General features: G+C 47.6%; 16 protein-coding genes. 10 read left to right on the forward strand and 6 right to left on the reverse strand.

The features are described from left to right. Positions 1-43: 43 nt before the first annotated feature. Entirely contained in the window at positions 44-1,138 is a 1,095-nt protein-coding gene (gene aroB / locus QUA62_RS00070; RefSeq protein WP_333401863.1) for a 3-dehydroquinate synthase, read from the reverse strand. A 77-nt stretch (positions 1,139-1,215) separates the two neighbouring features. On the opposite strand from aroB, the gene petL reads away from it, so the two are divergent. Next, the gene (gene petL / locus QUA62_RS00075) at positions 1,216-1,317 is read left to right on the forward strand and encodes a cytochrome b6-f complex subunit PetL (protein WP_006633742.1); all 102 of its coding nucleotides are present in this window, start codon (positions 1,216-1,218) and stop codon (positions 1,315-1,317) included. Between the two features lie 343 nt (positions 1,318-1,660). Here petL and QUA62_RS29280 read toward each other — a convergent pair whose 3' ends face one another. After that, positions 1,661-1,810 (reverse strand): KTSC domain-containing protein, encoded by a 150-nt coding sequence (locus QUA62_RS29280; protein WP_445301625.1) that lies wholly within the window; start codon positions 1,808-1,810, stop codon positions 1,661-1,663. 233 nt (positions 1,811-2,043) lie between these two features. Here QUA62_RS29280 and QUA62_RS00080 point away from each other — a divergent pair, with 233 nt between their 5' ends. The 9 genes from QUA62_RS00080 to QUA62_RS00120 all read left to right on the forward strand — a co-directional run bounded on the left by QUA62_RS00080 (position 2,044) and on the right by QUA62_RS00120 (position 13,236). Continuing rightward, positions 2,044-2,634: a chromophore lyase CpcT/CpeT gene (locus QUA62_RS00080; protein WP_190663621.1), complete on the forward strand. Its 591-nt coding sequence runs from the start codon at positions 2,044-2,046 to the stop codon at positions 2,632-2,634. A 110-nt stretch (positions 2,635-2,744) separates the two neighbouring features. Further along, on the forward strand, positions 2,745-3,893 hold the full coding sequence (locus tag QUA62_RS00085; RefSeq protein ID WP_015175194.1) for an NAD-dependent epimerase/dehydratase family protein: 1,149 nt from the start codon (positions 2,745-2,747) through the stop codon (positions 3,891-3,893). 483 nt (positions 3,894-4,376) lie between these two features. Then, on the forward strand, positions 4,377-4,574 hold the full coding sequence (locus tag QUA62_RS00090) for a hypothetical protein (RefSeq protein WP_333218121.1): 198 nt from the start codon (positions 4,377-4,379) through the stop codon (positions 4,572-4,574). A 13-nt stretch (positions 4,575-4,587) separates the two neighbouring features. Beyond that, the gene (locus QUA62_RS00095) at positions 4,588-5,721 is read left to right on the forward strand and encodes a glycosyltransferase (RefSeq protein ID WP_333218123.1); all 1,134 of its coding nucleotides are present in this window, start codon (positions 4,588-4,590) and stop codon (positions 5,719-5,721) included. A gap of 582 nt (positions 5,722-6,303) precedes the next feature. Then, on the forward strand, positions 6,304-8,952 hold the full coding sequence (locus tag QUA62_RS00100) for a GAF domain-containing protein (protein WP_333401865.1): 2,649 nt from the start codon (positions 6,304-6,306) through the stop codon (positions 8,950-8,952). A gap of 151 nt (positions 8,953-9,103) precedes the next feature. Further along, the gene (locus QUA62_RS00105) at positions 9,104-10,246 is read left to right on the forward strand and encodes a hybrid sensor histidine kinase/response regulator (RefSeq protein WP_333401867.1); all 1,143 of its coding nucleotides are present in this window, start codon (positions 9,104-9,106) and stop codon (positions 10,244-10,246) included. Positions 10,247-10,399: 153 nt separating this feature from the next. Further along, positions 10,400-11,230: a GUN4 domain-containing protein gene (locus tag QUA62_RS00110; RefSeq protein ID WP_333401869.1), complete on the forward strand. Its 831-nt coding sequence runs from the start codon at positions 10,400-10,402 to the stop codon at positions 11,228-11,230. Positions 11,231-11,934: 704 nt separating this feature from the next. Continuing rightward, complete coding sequence (locus QUA62_RS00115) at positions 11,935-12,525, forward strand: YdcF family protein (protein WP_333401871.1); 591 nt, start codon at positions 11,935-11,937, stop codon at positions 12,523-12,525. A gap of 165 nt (positions 12,526-12,690) precedes the next feature. Then, positions 12,691-13,236, forward strand: coding sequence for a GAF domain-containing protein (locus tag QUA62_RS00120; RefSeq protein WP_333401873.1), 546 nt, complete (start codon positions 12,691-12,693; stop codon positions 13,234-13,236). A gap of 272 nt (positions 13,237-13,508) precedes the next feature. Here QUA62_RS00120 and QUA62_RS00125 read toward each other — a convergent pair whose 3' ends face one another. The 4 genes from QUA62_RS00125 to QUA62_RS00140 all read right to left on the reverse strand — a co-directional run bounded on the left by QUA62_RS00125 (position 13,509) and on the right by QUA62_RS00140 (position 16,746). Further along, positions 13,509-14,042: a hypothetical protein gene (locus QUA62_RS00125; protein ID WP_333401874.1), complete on the reverse strand. Its 534-nt coding sequence runs from the start codon at positions 14,040-14,042 to the stop codon at positions 13,509-13,511. 154 nt (positions 14,043-14,196) lie between these two features. Then, on the reverse strand, positions 14,197-14,835 hold the full coding sequence (locus QUA62_RS00130; RefSeq protein ID WP_190663631.1) for a 1-acylglycerol-3-phosphate O-acyltransferase: 639 nt from the start codon (positions 14,833-14,835) through the stop codon (positions 14,197-14,199). Positions 14,836-15,077: 242 nt separating this feature from the next. Continuing rightward, on the reverse strand, positions 15,078-16,022 hold the full coding sequence (locus tag QUA62_RS00135; RefSeq protein ID WP_333401876.1) for a phosphate ABC transporter substrate-binding protein: 945 nt from the start codon (positions 16,020-16,022) through the stop codon (positions 15,078-15,080). A 10-nt stretch (positions 16,023-16,032) separates the two neighbouring features. Next, positions 16,033-16,746, reverse strand: coding sequence for a PspA/IM30 family protein (locus tag QUA62_RS00140; RefSeq protein ID WP_333218137.1), 714 nt, complete (start codon positions 16,744-16,746; stop codon positions 16,033-16,035). Between the last annotated feature and the right edge of the window lie 152 nt (positions 16,747-16,898).

Below are 16,898 nucleotides of genomic sequence, written 5' to 3' on the forward strand. Positions count from 1 at the left end.
AATCAGCGTTCAGCGGCGGTTAAACAACCCCAAAAACGGGAATCTAAAGCATTTCCTTCAAAACTTGTAAAATCAAATCCCCATCCACCCGATCGCTCACAGCGGCCTCACCCAAGCGCACCGGCAGCACAAACCGCACCTTGCCATCCTGCACCTTTTTATCGAGTTGCAAAGTATGCAAAATTTCCTCAACATCCACACCAGCAGGCAATTTGGCAGGTAAACCCGCTTTTTCAATCAAAGCAGACTGGCGGCGATCGCACTCAGCATCCCACATTCCCAACTCCACAGCCAATCGGCTTGACGCAGCCATGCCGATTGCCACTCCTTCCCCGTGATTGATCACCTTGTAATTGGTCAAACTTTCCACAGCATGACCGATGGTGTGTCCGTAATTCAAAATCGCCCGCAAACCCGATTCCTTCTCGTCTTTGCTTACCACCTCAGCCTTAGCTTGGCAAGACCTGCTCAAAATTTCTGCCAACAAATCCGCCTTCACATAGCGCATTTGATCCAAACGCTTGCAATTCTCCAACTTTTCAAACAATTCAACATCCCAAATCACCCCGTACTTAATCACTTCCGCCATCGCCGAACGAAACTCCCTCGCCGGCAGAGTTTTGAGTACATCCGGGTCAATTAACACCAAACGTGGCTGGTGAAAAGCCCCGATTAAATTCTTCCCTAAAGGATGATTTACCCCCGTTTTGCCCCCTATAGAAGCATCAACCATCGCCAGCAGCGAAGTCGGAACCTGCACCACATTAATTCCCCGCAGCCAAGTCGCCGCAGCAAAACCCGTCATATCGCCCACAACCCCGCCGCCCAAAGCCACCATTGTCGAGGAACGTTCTAAACGGTTTGCCAAAGCCGCACCGTAAATTTTCTGCACTGAATTTAAAGTTTTGTACTGTTCTCCCGGTGGTAAAATGCAGCTACTGACTTCCAGACCGGCCGATTCGAGGGCTGCTGTTGCTCTTTCGCCGTACTGCCGAAAAATCGACTGATTCGACACCAGCAGAACTTTTTTGCCCAAACTTAGATCGCCCATCAGACTGCCGAGTTCGTCTAAGCCGCCCGATCGCACGCAAACATTGTAAGATTGTGGCCCCAAGTCAACTTTAATTATGGATTGCATATTTATCTAATTTAGATATTAGATTTTAGATTATAGTTCTTATAGGTCTTTTTATTGATTGTTTTGGAGAAATTGCAATGACTCTTAGCGGAGCAATAACTTATTTTGGGATTTTTGGCGGCATGATCGGCTTGGCGACAGTGCTGATGTTTGGTCTGCGGGCTGTCAAACTCATCTAATTTGCTAATTTAGATGTCTGAACCAGAGTATTTAATCTCTGGCAAAAGTATCAGTTTGACAAAGTATTTGCGCCAAAAATCTCTAGGTTTATCTGTAGATTGACGGCGCAAATACTTTGTTTCATAGAACTTGATGCTACAGCTAATTTAATAGTTGACCCTAAGTAATTTGGTGAATGATAAAATATAAAATATAAAATCGCTCGATTCCCCAATGCTCTAGAAGATGAGTAAAATAATTAATTAGAGGTATCTAATCAGCAATATATTGAGAGGAACGCTAAATGTGAGGTTTATTCGCATTAAAAATGAGAAGTATCCCAAGCCTAGATTAATGCCTTACTTATCGTCGCCGTTTCTTTACTTGTTCAGAGGGAAAACAATCAATAACGTCAGATAGCATATAACTACGTTTGGAATCAGATTCCATTAGTTCCAAGCAGACAGTCTTGGGAACTTCAAAGTATCGATAGGTTTTGCCACTATTGAAAATAACCTCAAGGTTGACGTGGTTTCGTCATAACCTACAGCTTCGATAGTGCTAGATTCGACTGCTTATAGTTTCATGATTTCCTGATAAGTAAGGCTACCTGGAAAAAACAGAATACCCAGATTCCCGACTTATTTAAGAAGTCAGCGATCTAAAGTGCGATCGCACCTGAATTTCCCCTAAAATAATTTCTACTCCCTCAATCCAAAATCTAAAATCTAAAATCTAAAATCGAAATGACTCATTCCACCGATATCGTCACCCTCGCCCGCTGGATGGCTGCCGACTTCAGCAACCAAGCCCAAGCCTTTGAAAACCCGCCATTCTTCGCCCACATCCGCGTCTGCATGAGGCCTTTGCCCGTCGAACTTCTGGATGGGATCAGCTTGTACCTAGAACAAGCTTACGATATTGAACTGAATGTACCGTACCGAGTCCGAGTTTTGAAATTAGTCCCGGTGGACGATCGCATCGAGATCGAAAATTATGCCATAGAAAACGAAGAACAATTCTACGGCGCTTCCCGCGACCCGCAACGGCTGCAAGAAATCAAAAAAGCACAACTGACACTGCTTCCCGGCTGCACCTTTATTACGCAGTGGACGGGGCACAGCTTCAAAGGGTCTGTCGAACCCGGAAAAGGCTGCATGGTGGTCAGAAAGGGCAAAAAAACCTACCTAGACAGCGAATTCGAGATTGACCAAGACAAATTTATTAGCCACGATCGCGGACGCGACCCAGAAACCGACGCCCACGTCTGGGGAGCCCAGGCCGGCCCCTTTGAATTCACCCGCCGGGCCAGTTTCGCCGACGAAATTCCGGTTTAATCTAAAAAAACAGAGTACCTCCTGGGCGAACACGCTTGATTAAAGGTTCAGAATGCACCATTACCTGGTACATTAACCCAGTATTGGCAAGCAAGATTCACCGTTGATTTATGAAAGTCCTGGTTATTGGTGGCGATGGCTATTGCGGTTGGGCAACCGCACTCTACCTTTCTAACAAAGGTTACGAAGTTGGCATCCTCGACAGCTTCGTGCGGCGGCACTGGGATCTGGAACTGTGCAGCGACACCCTCACTCCCATCGCACCGATTCAGCAACGACTCCAGCGATGGCAAGATTTAACGGGCAAGTCGATCGACTTGTTCGTCGGTGACATCACCAACTACGATTTTCTCAGCAAAAGCATGAGAAAATTTGCACCAGAGGCGATCGTCCATTTCGGCGAACAGCGTTCCGCCCCCTTCTCGATGATCGATCGCGAACACGCAGTCCTCACTCAAGTCAATAACGTCGTCGGGACACTCAACCTGCTGTACGCCATCCGCGAAGACTTCCCCGACTGTCACCTAGTGAAATTGGGGACAATGGGCGAATACGGCACCCCGAATATTGACATTGAAGAAGGCTACATCACGATCGAACACAACGGCCGCAAGGATACACTACCCTATCCCAAACAACCAGGCAGTTTCTACCACCTGTCAAAAGTCCACGACTCCCACAACATCCATTTTGCTTGCAAAATCTGGGGTTTAAGAGCCACCGACTTAAATCAGGGCGTAGTCTACGGCGTGCTCACAGATGAAACTGGCATGGACGAACTGTTGATCAACCGTTTGGACTACGACGGAGTATTCGGGACAGCGTTGAACAGATTTTGCATCCAAGCTGCGATCGGTCATCCTCTGACAGTTTACGGAACCGGCGGACAAACCCGCAGCTTCTTAGACATTCGGGATACCGTGCGGTGCGTGGAATTGGCGATCGCCAACCCCGCCGAAGCCGGACAATTCCGCGTCTTCAACCAATTCACCGAACAATTCAGCGTCGGCGACTTAGCCTCCTTGGTGCAAAAAGCAGGCATGGCAATGGGATTAAAAGTAGAAATCAACAACATCGAAAATCCCAGAGTCGAGAAAGAAGAACATTATTTCAATGCCAAAAACACCAATTTGCTAGACCTCGGTTTACAACCGCACTATCTCTCTGATTCCCTGCTCGATTCTCTGCTGAATTTTGCTACAAAATATCAGCACCGTGTCGATAAAAACCAGATTTTGCCGAAGGTTTCTTGGAAGTAAGTTCTGGTATCTACCTGCGGGGTAAGAGATTTTTTAACGAACCGCGAAGGCGCGAAGGGCGCGAAGTAAAAGAAAAGAAGGGAAGAGAGGAGAAATGTTTGCAAGTTCAGAATGGGTTTCTTTGTAGATTAATTTTTTCATATCTATCTTTTTGCTCTTTTGCTCTGTGTTCTCTGCGTCCTCTGCGCTTAATTGAAAAATGCCATAAGGTTTTTACGGCTGGTTTTTTGGGAATAAAGCCGTGAAAAGTCAAATTATCGTTCTGTGGCTTTTGGTTGTTCTGCCTGGATTGTCAGCGAGTGCAGTTTGTGCTTATTATTTAATAGCCGAAGGGGTTGCAGTAACGGCGAGTTATCAACATTAGCGCCGAGCGAGTTAGGGAAGCCCAATCTGCCACTGAAACAGCAATATTATAAATTGCCAGAACAGCACAGGAAATTCACAGAATTAATTGCTTTGCCGAAAGTGGGAGATGGCTTTTAGGTGGGAGAATTTTATCAATTGGCATTCCGGGAATTTGCATCTTATCCAAAAAACCTCTCGCTCGAAATTAGCGGTAGTGAAAGAGAAAGAAGAAGTGTAGAAAAGCAGCCGATCGCACGCCATGACTTAGCTCCCCGCGAGACAGTGTATCCTGTTACCGATGACCTTGGCCGCAGGCTAGGATTATCGGCTCCCTAAGTAACTTATTTTTATGAAAATTGCTCTGTTCACTGAAACATTTCTGCCGAAAATAGACGGTATTGTGACGCGCCTGATTCACACTGTAGATCACTTGCAGCGGGCGGGCGAACAAGTTCTGATATTTTCTCCAGATTACGGGATTAAAGAATACAAAGGCGCCCGAGTTTACGGTGTGGAGGGTTTGCCTTTGCCGATGTACCCGGAATTGAAAATGGCACTTCCTTCTCCGGCTGTCGGTCGCCAATTAGAGCAGTTTAAACCGGATATTATTCACGTTGTCAATCCAGCTATTTTGGGATTGGGCGGTATATATTACGGGAAAAAGTTCAATATTCCGATTTTGGCTTCTTACCACACGCATCTGCCCAAATACTTGCACCACTACGGTTTCGGAGTCCTCGAACCTTTATTGTGGGAACTGCTCAAAGGAGCGCACAACCAAGCAGAATTGAATCTGTGTACTTCCACAGCAATGGTGGAGGAATTGAGAACCCACGGCATTGAGCGAGTAGATTTGTGGCAGCGGGGCGTAGATACTGAAATGTTTGTCCCGGAATTGGCAAGTCGAGAAATGCGATCGCGCCTTTCTCAAAATAACCCAGACAGTCCCCTGCTGCTGTACGTCGGCCGCCTGGGTGCAGAAAAAGAAATCGAGCGCATCAAACCAGTCCTCGCAGCGATTCCCGACGCCCGCCTCGCGCTAGTGGGAGACGGCCCGCACCGGCAAACCCTGGAACAATATTTTGCCGGTACCCCCACCAATTTTGTCGGCTACCTCAAGGGGCAAGAACTCGCAACAGCTTACGCATCGGCCGACGCCTTCATTTTTCCCTCCCGCACCGAAACCCTGGGCTTAGTGCTCCTAGAAGCAATGGCTGCGGGGACGCCCGTAGTGGCGGCGCGCAGCGGCGGAATTCCCGATATCGTCACCGACGGCGTTAACGGATATTTATTTGACCCCGCCGACGAAGAAGGAGCACTCGCCGCCACCAAGCGTCTGTTTGCCAATCCCGAAGAACGGGAAACCCTGCGCCATAACGCTCGCCGAGAAGCCGAACGCTGGGGTTGGGCCGCCGCCGCCGCACAACTCCAGCGGTACTATCAATCAGTGGTGTTTGCCGAGTCCATGCCCAGAGCGGCCTAAATGTCAGGATCTGTAGCACCTTTAAACATCACTGCCAGCTTAGCTTCGCTGTTCGATCGTCAGTTGGTAGTGAGCAGAGATGTTTTCAAAGATTGATCGAACTTTTTTGATCCATAAATTACCGTCGTTATCCTGCTGTTGCGTTTACCATTAAACTATGAGTAAGCTCTGTAGGAATGCCTTGCGCGCTGCTTTCATAGCGCCCTTTACCTGACCGGATACGGTCGCCGAGTGCGCTAAAACAGTCACACCGCGCGCTGGGGCCGAGCACAGAGCGTCAAATCCACACTGCACTCTCGATCGAACTAAAGCCTGTCACCTAATTTTCAGGCTAGCAGTTTTGCGAACTCAAGTTCAGCTTGAATTGACGAACCCTCATCAGTATCGAGGTTGTAAAAAAGATCGATCGAGCATACATAACAAGCAAACTGAAGTTGCGTGCGACACTTTTGAACTCACGATTCATTAAAGCGACAAGCGAGTGGCGATGCGCTTGCAAACAAATTCAAGAGTTTGCACTGCCGCCGAATCTAGCGCCGCTCAACCTGCAGTCAGTTTACCCCTCTGAGCAAGCAGTTAATCATGACATTCTCCAATACTGGTAGCGTTCTGGCTACACTGACTCAAGTCAATTTTATGGGGGCATTGACCTCCCGCGTTAAGAGCCTGCCAGTTCCTGAATTAGTGTGCCTGCTCGACTTTATCACGGCTGAATTTCAGCAATTTATCCGGGCGATGGACCTGATTAACAATGAAGCACTCGAAAGTCTCTTAGAGCAACTTTTAGATGCCTTCACTGTCAAAATTGGTCAAATTCTGCAAGCAGACCGGACAACAATTTTTTTGGTTGACTGCAACAAAAAACAACTGTGGCACAAAACAGTCGATCTGCTTGGCGAGGATTTAGAAGTGCGCTTGCCGATGGATGCAGGCATTTTAGGCTACGTAGCAACAACCGGAAAATCGATCAATGTAGCCGAAGCTCGATCGCACGAGCATTTTAATTCCGAAGTAGACGAACCACCGGGCTACCAGATCGAGACCATGCTCTGTATGCCGATTTTTAGCAGCAAGAGCCAACACGAACCCGTAGCGGTGGTCAGACTCTTAAATAAAGCTGGCAATGTCCCTTTTAGCGAAGAAGACGAACAGCAGTTCCAGGCTTTTGCAGATTCGATCGGGATTATTCTCGAAAGCTGTCAGTCTTTCTACGTCGTGGCCCGCAACCAGCGAGGGGTTGCTGCACTTTTGAGAGCCACTACCACTTTGGGTCAAAGTCTTGACTTGGAAACAACTTTGCGCTCTGTCATGGATCAAGCTCGCGACTTGATGCAAGCCGATCGCAGCACGCTATTTTTGTTAAATCGGGAAACCAACGAACTCTGGACAAAAGTCGCCAAGGCCGACGGCAAAACGATGGTAGATCTCCGCATTGCTGCTAATAAGGGAATTGCTGGCTACGTGGCTTCGACTGGTCAACCTCTAAATATTACAGATGCTTACGACGATCCCCGCTTTGACCCCTCTACAGACCAGCAAACGGGATACCGCACTCGCACTGTCTTGTGTATGCCCGTGCATAACGCTAAAGGTGAGCTCATCGGGGTGACTCAGCTAATTAATAAGAACCAAGGTACTTTCACCCCTTCCGACGAAGAGTTTTTGCGAGCGTTTAATTCCCAAGCGGGAATGGCGTTGCAAAATTCTCAACTGTTTCAGAACGTGATGGTGGAAAAACAGTATCAAAAAGATATGCTGCAAAGTCTTTCTGATGCAGTGATTTCCACGGATTTGAAGGGGCGAGTTGTGACGATCAACGAAGCAGCCTTAGAATTGTTGGGCTGTCCGGTCAATCAAGCTAAAAGCAAACACAATCCCCAGATTTGGGAAGATAAACTGGTGAATCGGTATGTTTGGGAAGTTGTGCCGATCGAAAATTTGCAATTTCGACTCGAAGACAGTCTCAACAATGCTGCCCGACATTACGTTCCCGAACAAAGTTTAACTGTAGGACTGTTGGTAGAAAAAACGTTAAATTCCCAACAAAAAGAAGAAGAAGAAAGTTATATTTTGGCCGTGCCCGATCGCGCCGATCCGAATTTATATTACGCTTGGGGCGAAAACAGCGCGTGGACTGAGGAAGTAGCGCTGGCAGAATTAGCTAATGCCCAATCTCTATTTGCGCTGCGAAATTCTGCCCTGTATCACCCTTATTGTCCGCTGCCCATCCCCGCCTCTAAAATTAAAGTAATTGAACGCAGTTTGAATTTGACTGTCAACCCGCTGATCAATCCAGAGGGTGGCGTGCGCGGCGGTTTAGTGGTACTCGAAGACATCAGCCGCGAAAAGCGGATGAAAAATACGATGTACCGCTACCTGACTCCAGGAGTTGTAGATAAAGTGATGGCCTTGGGTGAAGGCGCCATGATGGTGGGCGAACGGAAAGAAGTGACTATTTTATTTTCCGACATTCGCGGCTACACCACGCTGACGGAAAATCTGGGAGCGTCCCAGGTGGTATCCCTGCTAAACGAATATTTTGAGACGATGGTGGAGGCGGTTTTCCACTACGAAGGCACTTTAGACAAGTTTATCGGCGATGCTTTAATGGCGGTGTTCGGCGCGCCCCTGCCGCTGAATCCCCCGGAAAGTCACGGTTGGATGGCGGTTCAGTCGGCTTTAGATATGCGCCGGCGTTTGAAAGAGTTTAATGATTCTCGCCCCGGCGAAGTTCCGTTTCGCTTCGGAATTGGGATTAGTTCCGGAGAGGTGGTTTCGGGAAATATTGGTTCCCAAAAGCGGATGGATTACACGGTAATCGGGGATGCGGTGAATTTGAGTTCGCGATTGGAACAGCTTACGAAGGAGTACGGTTGCGATATAATTTTGAGCGAATTTACATACAGTTTGTGCCGCGAAGGGATTTGGGTGCGAGAGTTAGACAAGGTGCGGGTTAAGGGCCAAAATCAGCCAGTGGGTATTTACGAGTTGCTGCAAAATAGTTCTGAACCCATCGATGGGGAAACCCTTCGGTTTTTGGAACTTTACAGTAACGGTAGGGATGCTTATATTGCTAGAAATTTTCAGAAAGCTATTAGTTATTTTGAAGCAGCTTTAGCAATGCGACCCAGCGATCGACCTGTGGAAGTTCACCTCGACCGATCCCTGAGCTATTTGGAAGTACCCCCGCCCGATGATTGGGACGGCGTGCATAGGATGACAACCAAGTAGTAGATTATATTACATCCGAGCGATCAAAAGTAAAAAGATTTGGTAAAGGGGTGAGATCTTCCTTATGACAGAGTTAACAAGTGTAAAAATGTGAAAACATAAATCGGATGCCATATTAAACTTTAGTATTTATTTCCAGGCTAGCAATTAAATGAGTTATTTATCTGTTCCGAATGCCACAAAAGCCGATCGGATTCTGGTGGTAGACGACGCACCAGATAATGTTTTGTTGGTTCAAACAATCCTAGAAGAAGAAGGTTACGAAATTAGCACTGCAGAAAACGGCTTTTCTGCCTTGAGTCAAATTGACAAGTCAGCCCCGGATTTGGTACTGCTAGACGTGATGATGCCGGGAATGGACGGTTACGAAGTCACTAAACGAATCCGACAAAATAAGGAATTGCCCTTTATCCCGATTTTGCTGATCACGGCTCACGACAGTGCGAGCGTAGTGCAGGGATTGGACATGGGAGCAGACGATTTTATCCGCAAACCAGTCGAAATGGATGAACTGCTGGCAAGGGTACGATCGCTCCTGCGGCTTAAACACAGCGTAGACGAGCGCAATTCGATCGCCCTCCAGCGCGAAGATTTTGTCTCCCGACTCGCTCACGACTTGCGGACGCCCCTCGTAGCAGCCGATCGAATGCTAACTTTAATGCAGCAGGGAGCTTTGGGAGAAATTTCCCTTCCCATGCGCGACGCTTTCGGGACGATGGTTCGCAGCAACAAAAACCTGATTACGATGGTAAATATGTTGCTGGAAGTCTACCGCTACGAAGCAGGCGCCAAATCCCTAAGTTTTGCTCCCGTGGACTTGCGCCAGCTTATTACTGAGGTAGCTGAAGAACTAGCTCCCCTAGCGGATGCTAAAGGTTTGTCAATAAATTTAGACGTGACCGAAAGTGCAGAAAGTGCACCGATTGCGAAGTATCCGGGCGATCGTCTGGAACTGCACCGCTTGCTGACAAATTTAATCGGAAATGCGATTAAATTCACCGACAACGGCTCAATAGATGTCAGCTTAAAAGCTGCCAATTCACCTGTTTATACGAGCTTCAAAAACCAACCGCTGGCATGGGTAATCATAGAAATCAAAGACACCGGCGCCGGCATTTCTCCCACCGAGAAAGCAAAGTTATTTGAAAGGTTTGGCCCTGGAACTCACAAGAGATCCGGTACAGGTTTAGGACTACACCTCTGTCGGCAAATTGCCGAAGCTCACCGCGGCACGATCGAGGTAAAATCAGATTTGGGCAAAGGCAGTTTGTTTACTATTCGCTTGCCTTGTTAGAGCGGTATAATTAACTCTAACTTTGGGGTGCGAAAAGCGCATATTACTACAGCAGATAAACTGTAATTGTAGGCGGCAAAGTGCGTACCTAATCGAATTATGGTTAATCTACCCGAGGTCATATAATTACTTGGCAACCGAATTTATGGCAATATGTCTAACTGTCCAGTGTGCGGTGCTGAATACATAGAAGAAAAAGCAGAGTTTTGCTCGATTTGCGGTTGGGATTTGACTCCCTACCCGCAACGTGCTAAGCCTTCCAAAACTTATTTAAAAAAAGAACAAGTTAGATTGCAGTGGGCAAAACAAATGTGGGAATTGACCCGCAATCAACAAAATTGGTCAGCTAAATTTGAGCAGTTGCAGAGTGAATTTCAGGAAGGGGCGATCGCCCGCGCATACATTCAATCTCAGTTAGAATGGGTTCTGTACCGCCTCGAACAACTAAACCCCGAATTGATAGTCAGCACTCTACTGCGACTGGAAGACAAAATCGGCGCCATACCTGAGTCAACTCCGGCTATCTCCGAAGTGGGGATGGACTACCGCCAACTGACAAAGCTATTAGAAACCGGAAAATGGCGCAAAGCTGATGAACACACTTGGGAAATCTTGCTGCAAATCGCTGTCAGGGAAGACGAAGGCTGGCTGAGTGCAGCCGATATTGACAGTTTTCCTCCTACAGACCTTCGCACGATCGACCAACTTTGGCAACAATACAGCAGCGGGCGGTTCGGGTTGAGCGTGCAGCAGCAGATTTGGGAAAGTACCGAGGCAAATTATACTGAATTTTGCGATCGAGTCGGCTGGCGAGTCAAGGAAAATTGGAAATATTACAGCGAGCTCTCCTTCAACGAAGATGCTCCCCCCGGACATCTCCCCGTCACCGCGTGGAGGCAGCGCGCCTGTTACGGTGCTGGTAAACTCACCGCAGCAGAAAACTTTGCCCGCATCGCTGCGAAACTGGTAGCCTGCGATCGGTAATCCTCCAGAATAAAAAAATCAAAATCGACATTAACTGCTATAATCAAAACGGTTCCGCAACTGGGGCTGTGGCTCAGATGGATAGAGCAAGCGCCTCCTGAAGAATCGGGCACCCTGCGAGGAAACTCTGGGAGTGAATGTGGTCAAATTTGGTGAAACCTAAAGAGTTCGTGGGTTCCTATGACTCTAAGGCAATACCAAGCCAAGCCTGAGTTCAGCGCGATTAAACAATCGCCTATATTGAAATCAGGAAGGTTTAGAGACTAGACGGTCACCACCTAAAAGCTGCAAGCATATGGTGAAGGTATAGTCCAGAGAGTGGGGAAACTCACACAAATCTGAAGCGCTAGGTCGCCGGTTCGAACCCGGCCAGTCCCGTTAAAAATCAAGAAAAATTAAAAGCAGGAGGGATAAGGCTAAGTTTTACCCCTCTTTTTTGCATATCCGCTAAGGAGTTGGCTGCCAGACAACTATAGCAACCGCCAAGCTGTTGCTATAAAATCTGAAATCTAAAATCTCAAATCACCTGTTTAAGCCCCACCACCAGCGTAGAGTCAATCTAAAATCTAAAATCTAAAATCTAAAATCTATGATCCCCCGACCCTTTTTGAATTTTTAATTTTTAATTCCTGTTAGTGGGCTATACGTGCGGTATTTTTTGTTATGGTTTTTTTGTGAGTTACATAAAATTTTTATAGGTTTAGATGTGGTTAAGAATCAATTCAAACACGCAGCGTTACAAGCGTTTGAACACTTCACGCAGTTTTTGGTTCCTAGTAGGGCTTTTGATGGCGTGTTGGTTTGGCTATCAGCAGGTTAAGAGCGAATTTCAGAGACCCCAAGCTGTGTTAGTTCTAGGTGGGGCTACGGAGCGAGAGGTGTTTGCCGCCAAATTTGCTCGGGATCATCCTGAGTTGCCGATTTGGGTGTCGTCTGGGAGCAATCCGGAGTTCGCGGAATGGGTCTTTTCAGAAGCGGGAATTGAGTCCGATCGCCTGCACTTAGACTACAGAGCGGTGGATACGGTAACAAATTTTACCACCCTGGTAGATGAATTGAAAGCTCAAGGGATTGAGAGCGTGTATCTGATCACTTCTGACGATCATATGCGGCGAGCTCAGATTATCGGCGAAATCGTGCTCGGCAGTCGAGGCATTAGCTTTAAGCCTGTGGCAGTTCCGTCTGGGCGAACCCCCGAACCGGTGGAAAAAGCTGTTCGCGACGGCGCTAGGGCTATTCTTTGGCTGACAACCGGTTATACGGGTGCTGACTTCAGCCAAGCCCGAATTGAATAAACACAGGGAAGCATTGAGCAATTGTTAATTTTTTGCAATTGCCTCAGGTTTTAAAACTTGTCTTCTATAGCTATTTAAGGAACGGGGAAGATGCTGATGATAAATGCGTAACAGAAGAGAACGAGTAGTTTAAAATCAGTATATGAACTTCAAGAGCCAAAGTTAATGACCGCCCAAATTCTGCCGCAAGTTCTGGATAAAATTTTGAGTGACACCAAAACACCGGATGCTGTTTTTTCGGCTTTGGTGCCGGCTTTAGGCGAGGTATTAAATTGCGATCGCGTCTTTCTCTACCTCCGCAATCCTGAAACGCAAATGGGCAGAGTACCTTACTGCTGGCGTCGCAACTCAAACTATCCCGAGGTGTGGGACGCGGAATGGAAAAAAGAACCAGAATCTTTAGGGGAAGAAGACCCTTTGTTTGCAGCAGCTTTGCGAACTGAACCGTCGATTTTTGTTGAGGATGTTGAAACAGCAAATCCTGAAGTTGTCAACAAAAATTTTGAGGCAAAAGAGTTCGGACATCGAGCTTTGATTCACGCTCACCTTTGTGCTGACGGCTTATTGTGGGGGGTTTTGCAGCCTTGTATGTTCGATCGCCCCAGAGTTTGGACTGACTTCGATCGCCAAGTTATCGCAGCAGTTACAGAAAAAATTTCGCCTTTAGCTGTCGCTTATGTCACCGCCTCAGCATCAAAAGATGAGCGATAAAAATCAATATCAATAATTGACTTGTAGGGAGGGGGTGGGCAATGAATGAATGTAAATTTAAGACTAAAACCACCTCTAGAGCGTGGTTTTAGCTTAATCTCAATGCCCTTCCCGGGGGACAAAAGAGCATTTCCGGTTCCCCCCTTTTTAAGTTAGGGGGGATCTATGCGCTAATTTTCACACAAAAGTCGGGTACTAAATTTGAGCTGGTTGTTATCACCAAGGGTGGGGTGTACATCGCCCTACAGATAGAGCTGGTGCACAATTCCTGTTTAAAAAACGCCCCAATTTTGAATGCCCCGACTGCTGAAAACCCCTTGAGCCCGACTAATATCATCCTCAGCGCCATCTACTACCACCAAATAATCTCCCGCCCGCAGGCGATCGGTGTAAGTTCTAGCTGTTTCTTCGGGAATTCCCAAGTCAGTCAAGGCCTTCACCACCCCACCGAAAGCCGCCGCCGAGAGGCCAGTGCTTGCTACGCTAGCCACCAGTGAGGCGCCCAAAGTACCCGCTGCAATTATCGGCCCGATTCCGGGAATAGCTAAACTTCCGAGACCCACTAGCACGGTGGCTAAAGCACTATTTGTCAGAGTGTCTGCTACCACTCCTGCTCCTGTGTCTAGATTTTTATCGCCCACCTGAGCGATCGTTTCAGTCTCGCCTACAGACTCGCCTGCCTCCCTAGCAACAACCGAAACTTTATCCATTGGAAACCCGGAAGATTTCAATTCTGTCAGAGCTTGCTCGGCATCTTCGCGGTTAGAAAACAATCCCAACGCGCGGGTTTGATTGCTTGTTACCATATCTTTCTTCTTATCTCCTGTCCAATTAAACTCAAATTCAAGCCTAATTATTGCGCTTGTTTTCAATCACTTATATTGATATTTTTCGATGTTTATCTTCAGCATTCATCTATCTGTAGATATAACCTGAAAAACAGCAACAAAAGTTATAAAATTAGCGCCCCAAATCGTGCATCGCATTAATCTCGATCGCACATCTTTGAGTCAGCGCTTGCAACTCCTCGCGATCCGATGAACCGGGCGCTTCAATTAGCTTGCCAATTCGCACCGTCAGCGGCACCGGACGCGGCACTGCCGAACCTTTGGACGAAATGGCGTGAGTTCCCCACAAACTAACAGGTAACAGCGGCGCTTTTGCCTTAGCAGCTATCAGTGCAGCACCTAATTTCGGTTCAGTAATTCTGCCATCAGGCGTGCGAGTTCCCTGCAAAAATACACCCGTCGCCCAGCCATTTTCCAAAGAGTGGATAGCCGATCGAATTGCACTGCGATCGGCACTTTCCCGCTTCACTGGATAAGCACCGTAAAGCGTAATTGCCTGCTTCAAAATAGGAACTTTAAATAACTCTTCCTTCGCCATAAATGCGACAGGTCGCCTCATGCAATTCGACAAAATCGGCGGGTCAAAATCGCTGGCGTGATTGCTGACTACTACCACCGGCCCTTCTGCTGGAACATTTTCTGCGCCGTAGATGCGGCCCCGAAAGTACAGGTGCAGCATCGGGCTGACAATTGACCATTTGAATAAATAGTAGAGAAGTAAACTTTCGACTGGTTCGCGACTTTTGCTCACAGAAAAACCTTAGATTTTAAATTACATCGAATATTAGCCTATCAGATCGAGTCCGTTTGAGATTATTCGGCGGTTTAAACCGCTTCTTGTCAAACCAAGTCCGCCTGCGCGGACTGAAGAATGTAGTCCGCGCAGGCGGACTTTGCTTGTGTAGCGCCAGAATAAATTCTGGCGGACTATTTGCTTGTGTAGCGCCAGAATAAATTCTGGCGAATTCCTGAATGTCAAAACTCTGCAAATGCTCAATTTCCAGCCAGCATCGCTTTCTGTCCTTCCGAAGAAGTCGCATAGCCCAAGAAATCCTTAACTGTTTGGCTAGGAGGATTTTTGTAGGCGTAGTACAACTGTCGCTGGTAAGGATAGTTACCAGCATCCGGCGTCGCACCGTTGACCGGAACAACGCGCACCGTTTTCTGATTGGCTACTTGAGCGAAAGTCGCATAGCCAATGCCGTTGTTGCCTAAAGCTTGCAGCAGAGGAGTTGTAGCATCTCGATCGAGCGTGGTAATATTTGACGCCGTGCCAAACTCCCCACCTCCAAGCACTTGTTCTTTAAACGTTTGGTGAGTGCCGCTAACTGCCGGTCTGTTAATTACTTTAATCGGGCCCGCCGGGCCGCCGACTTTCGACCAGTCTTGAGCATTTCCCTTGAAGATATCTTGAACTTGAGCCGAGGTTAAACCTCCTTTAAACGGGTTGTTAATGCCGACTACAAGGGCGATCGTATCTAGGGCAACAGGCACCGCTGCTAAACCCTGACCTTGTTCTTGAGCCGTCAAAGGTCGCGATACCGCTGCAATATCGGCTGTTCCCCCCGCCAAATCCTGAATTCCTTTTTCAGAACCGTTCGCTTTGGTATCGACTGTCGTGCCGGAAAACTTGCCTTGAAAGCCGTTCTTGAGGTTCTGATTGATTGTCACCATGCTGGTAGAACCGTCAATTCTCACGGTCGTACCCGCAGCTACGGAAGCAGGAAGCGCAAAGGAACTAGCTGCCACAGGTGAAGCACCGCCGACTACTGGCGCTACGGGAGGCAGATTGGCTCCACTACCGCCTGAGGGTGTGGCACTGGGTGTATTATTAGCATCCTGTGCTGCTGGTTTGTTCAGAAAAAAGAACCAGCCACCACCCGCTAGCAAGAGAAATAACAGGATAAAAACTATGGGGGGAGGCCCGCTCTTAGCCATAAAATTCTCCTTAGCTGGGAAGTTCTTTGTTGTTGGGGTCGTCTAACATTTTTAGCCTGCGATTAACTTCATCGTCTAAGGTCATATTTTCTAATTCTGCCTGAAGTCTTTCTTGCGGGTTTTCAGATAGTTCTGCTAAAGCTTGCTGTTGGAGGTTCCGGCCGTGGACGGCGTTTTTGGCTTGCTCAAATTGCGATCGAGCTGAATCGATACTGAGGTCGTTGTTGACTTTGGATATGGATCGGAGAGCTTCGTTAATCTCAGCCATATCTTTCATATTTTGCATATCAGTTTTGTAGGCTTCCAGCTTCATCCGCTCTCGATTTAGCTTGTCTTTGGAAGCGTTGACGTACTGTTCGGCTTGTTTTACTTGAGCTTCTAACTGCGGCAGAATTTGTTCTGTCTGAATTACCTTCGCCATTGCCAAGCGGGCTGCTTCTTCGTTGCCGTGGCGCTTGGCTGTGATGACTTGGCGCTCTACGGTTTGCATTTCTCTAACTTTTTCTTCATATTTCGTTTTGGCGCGCTGGTAGGCTGCAACTTGGGTCGAGACTGCTGCTGCTAGCTTTTGCACGGATTCTTGCATCGATCGCAGCGACTCTTCGGCTACCGCCACCGACACTTTGCCGCCGGATTCTACGGGCAGTCCCCACATCCAATTCCAGGCACCTACTATGGTTCTGCCTGCCTTGTCGCCCATCAACCAGTAAAGAACTTTTTTCATATAAATACCAGATAAGCTTGGTTTTTACGCCTAGTTTACATCAGGATTTGTCGATCGTCCCGTCAGGTCGATCGATTTCTACATATTTTGATAAAGATTTTCTAACTGTCTGGATCGTCTATCCGCAATTTGCACAGCAGGCAATATTCGGA

The sequence above is a fragment of the Microcoleus sp. MON1_C1 genome, from assembly GCF_036701945.1.
Taxonomy (GTDB): Bacteria; Cyanobacteriota; Cyanobacteriia; order Cyanobacteriales; family Microcoleaceae; genus Microcoleus.

Bases quoted from the DNA above. Each gene is read 5' to 3' on its own strand.
- aroB (WP_333401863.1), bottom strand. From the start codon at position 1,138: ATGCAATCCATAATTAAAGTTGACTTGGGGCCACAATCTTACAATGTT.
- petL (WP_006633742.1), top strand. From the start codon at position 1,216: ATGACTCTTAGCGGAGCAATAACTTATTTTGGGATTTTTGGCGGCATG.
- QUA62_RS00080 (WP_190663621.1), top strand. From the start codon at position 2,044: ATGACTCATTCCACCGATATCGTCACCCTCGCCCGCTGGATGGCTGCC.
- QUA62_RS00085 (WP_015175194.1), top strand. From the start codon at position 2,745: ATGAAAGTCCTGGTTATTGGTGGCGATGGCTATTGCGGTTGGGCAACC.
- QUA62_RS00095 (WP_333218123.1), top strand. From the start codon at position 4,588: ATGAAAATTGCTCTGTTCACTGAAACATTTCTGCCGAAAATAGACGGT.
- QUA62_RS00100 (WP_333401865.1), top strand. From the start codon at position 6,304: ATGACATTCTCCAATACTGGTAGCGTTCTGGCTACACTGACTCAAGTC.
- QUA62_RS00105 (WP_333401867.1), top strand. From the start codon at position 9,104: ATGAGTTATTTATCTGTTCCGAATGCCACAAAAGCCGATCGGATTCTG.
- QUA62_RS00110 (WP_333401869.1), top strand. From the start codon at position 10,400: ATGTCTAACTGTCCAGTGTGCGGTGCTGAATACATAGAAGAAAAAGCA.
- QUA62_RS00115 (WP_333401871.1), top strand. From the start codon at position 11,935: ATGTGGTTAAGAATCAATTCAAACACGCAGCGTTACAAGCGTTTGAAC.
- QUA62_RS00120 (WP_333401873.1), top strand. From the start codon at position 12,691: ATGACCGCCCAAATTCTGCCGCAAGTTCTGGATAAAATTTTGAGTGAC.
- QUA62_RS00125 (WP_333401874.1), bottom strand. From the start codon at position 14,042: ATGGTAACAAGCAATCAAACCCGCGCGTTGGGATTGTTTTCTAACCGC.
- QUA62_RS00135 (WP_333401876.1), bottom strand. From the start codon at position 16,022: ATGGCTAAGAGCGGGCCTCCCCCCATAGTTTTTATCCTGTTATTTCTC.
- QUA62_RS00140 (WP_333218137.1), bottom strand. From the start codon at position 16,746: ATGAAAAAAGTTCTTTACTGGTTGATGGGCGACAAGGCAGGCAGAACC.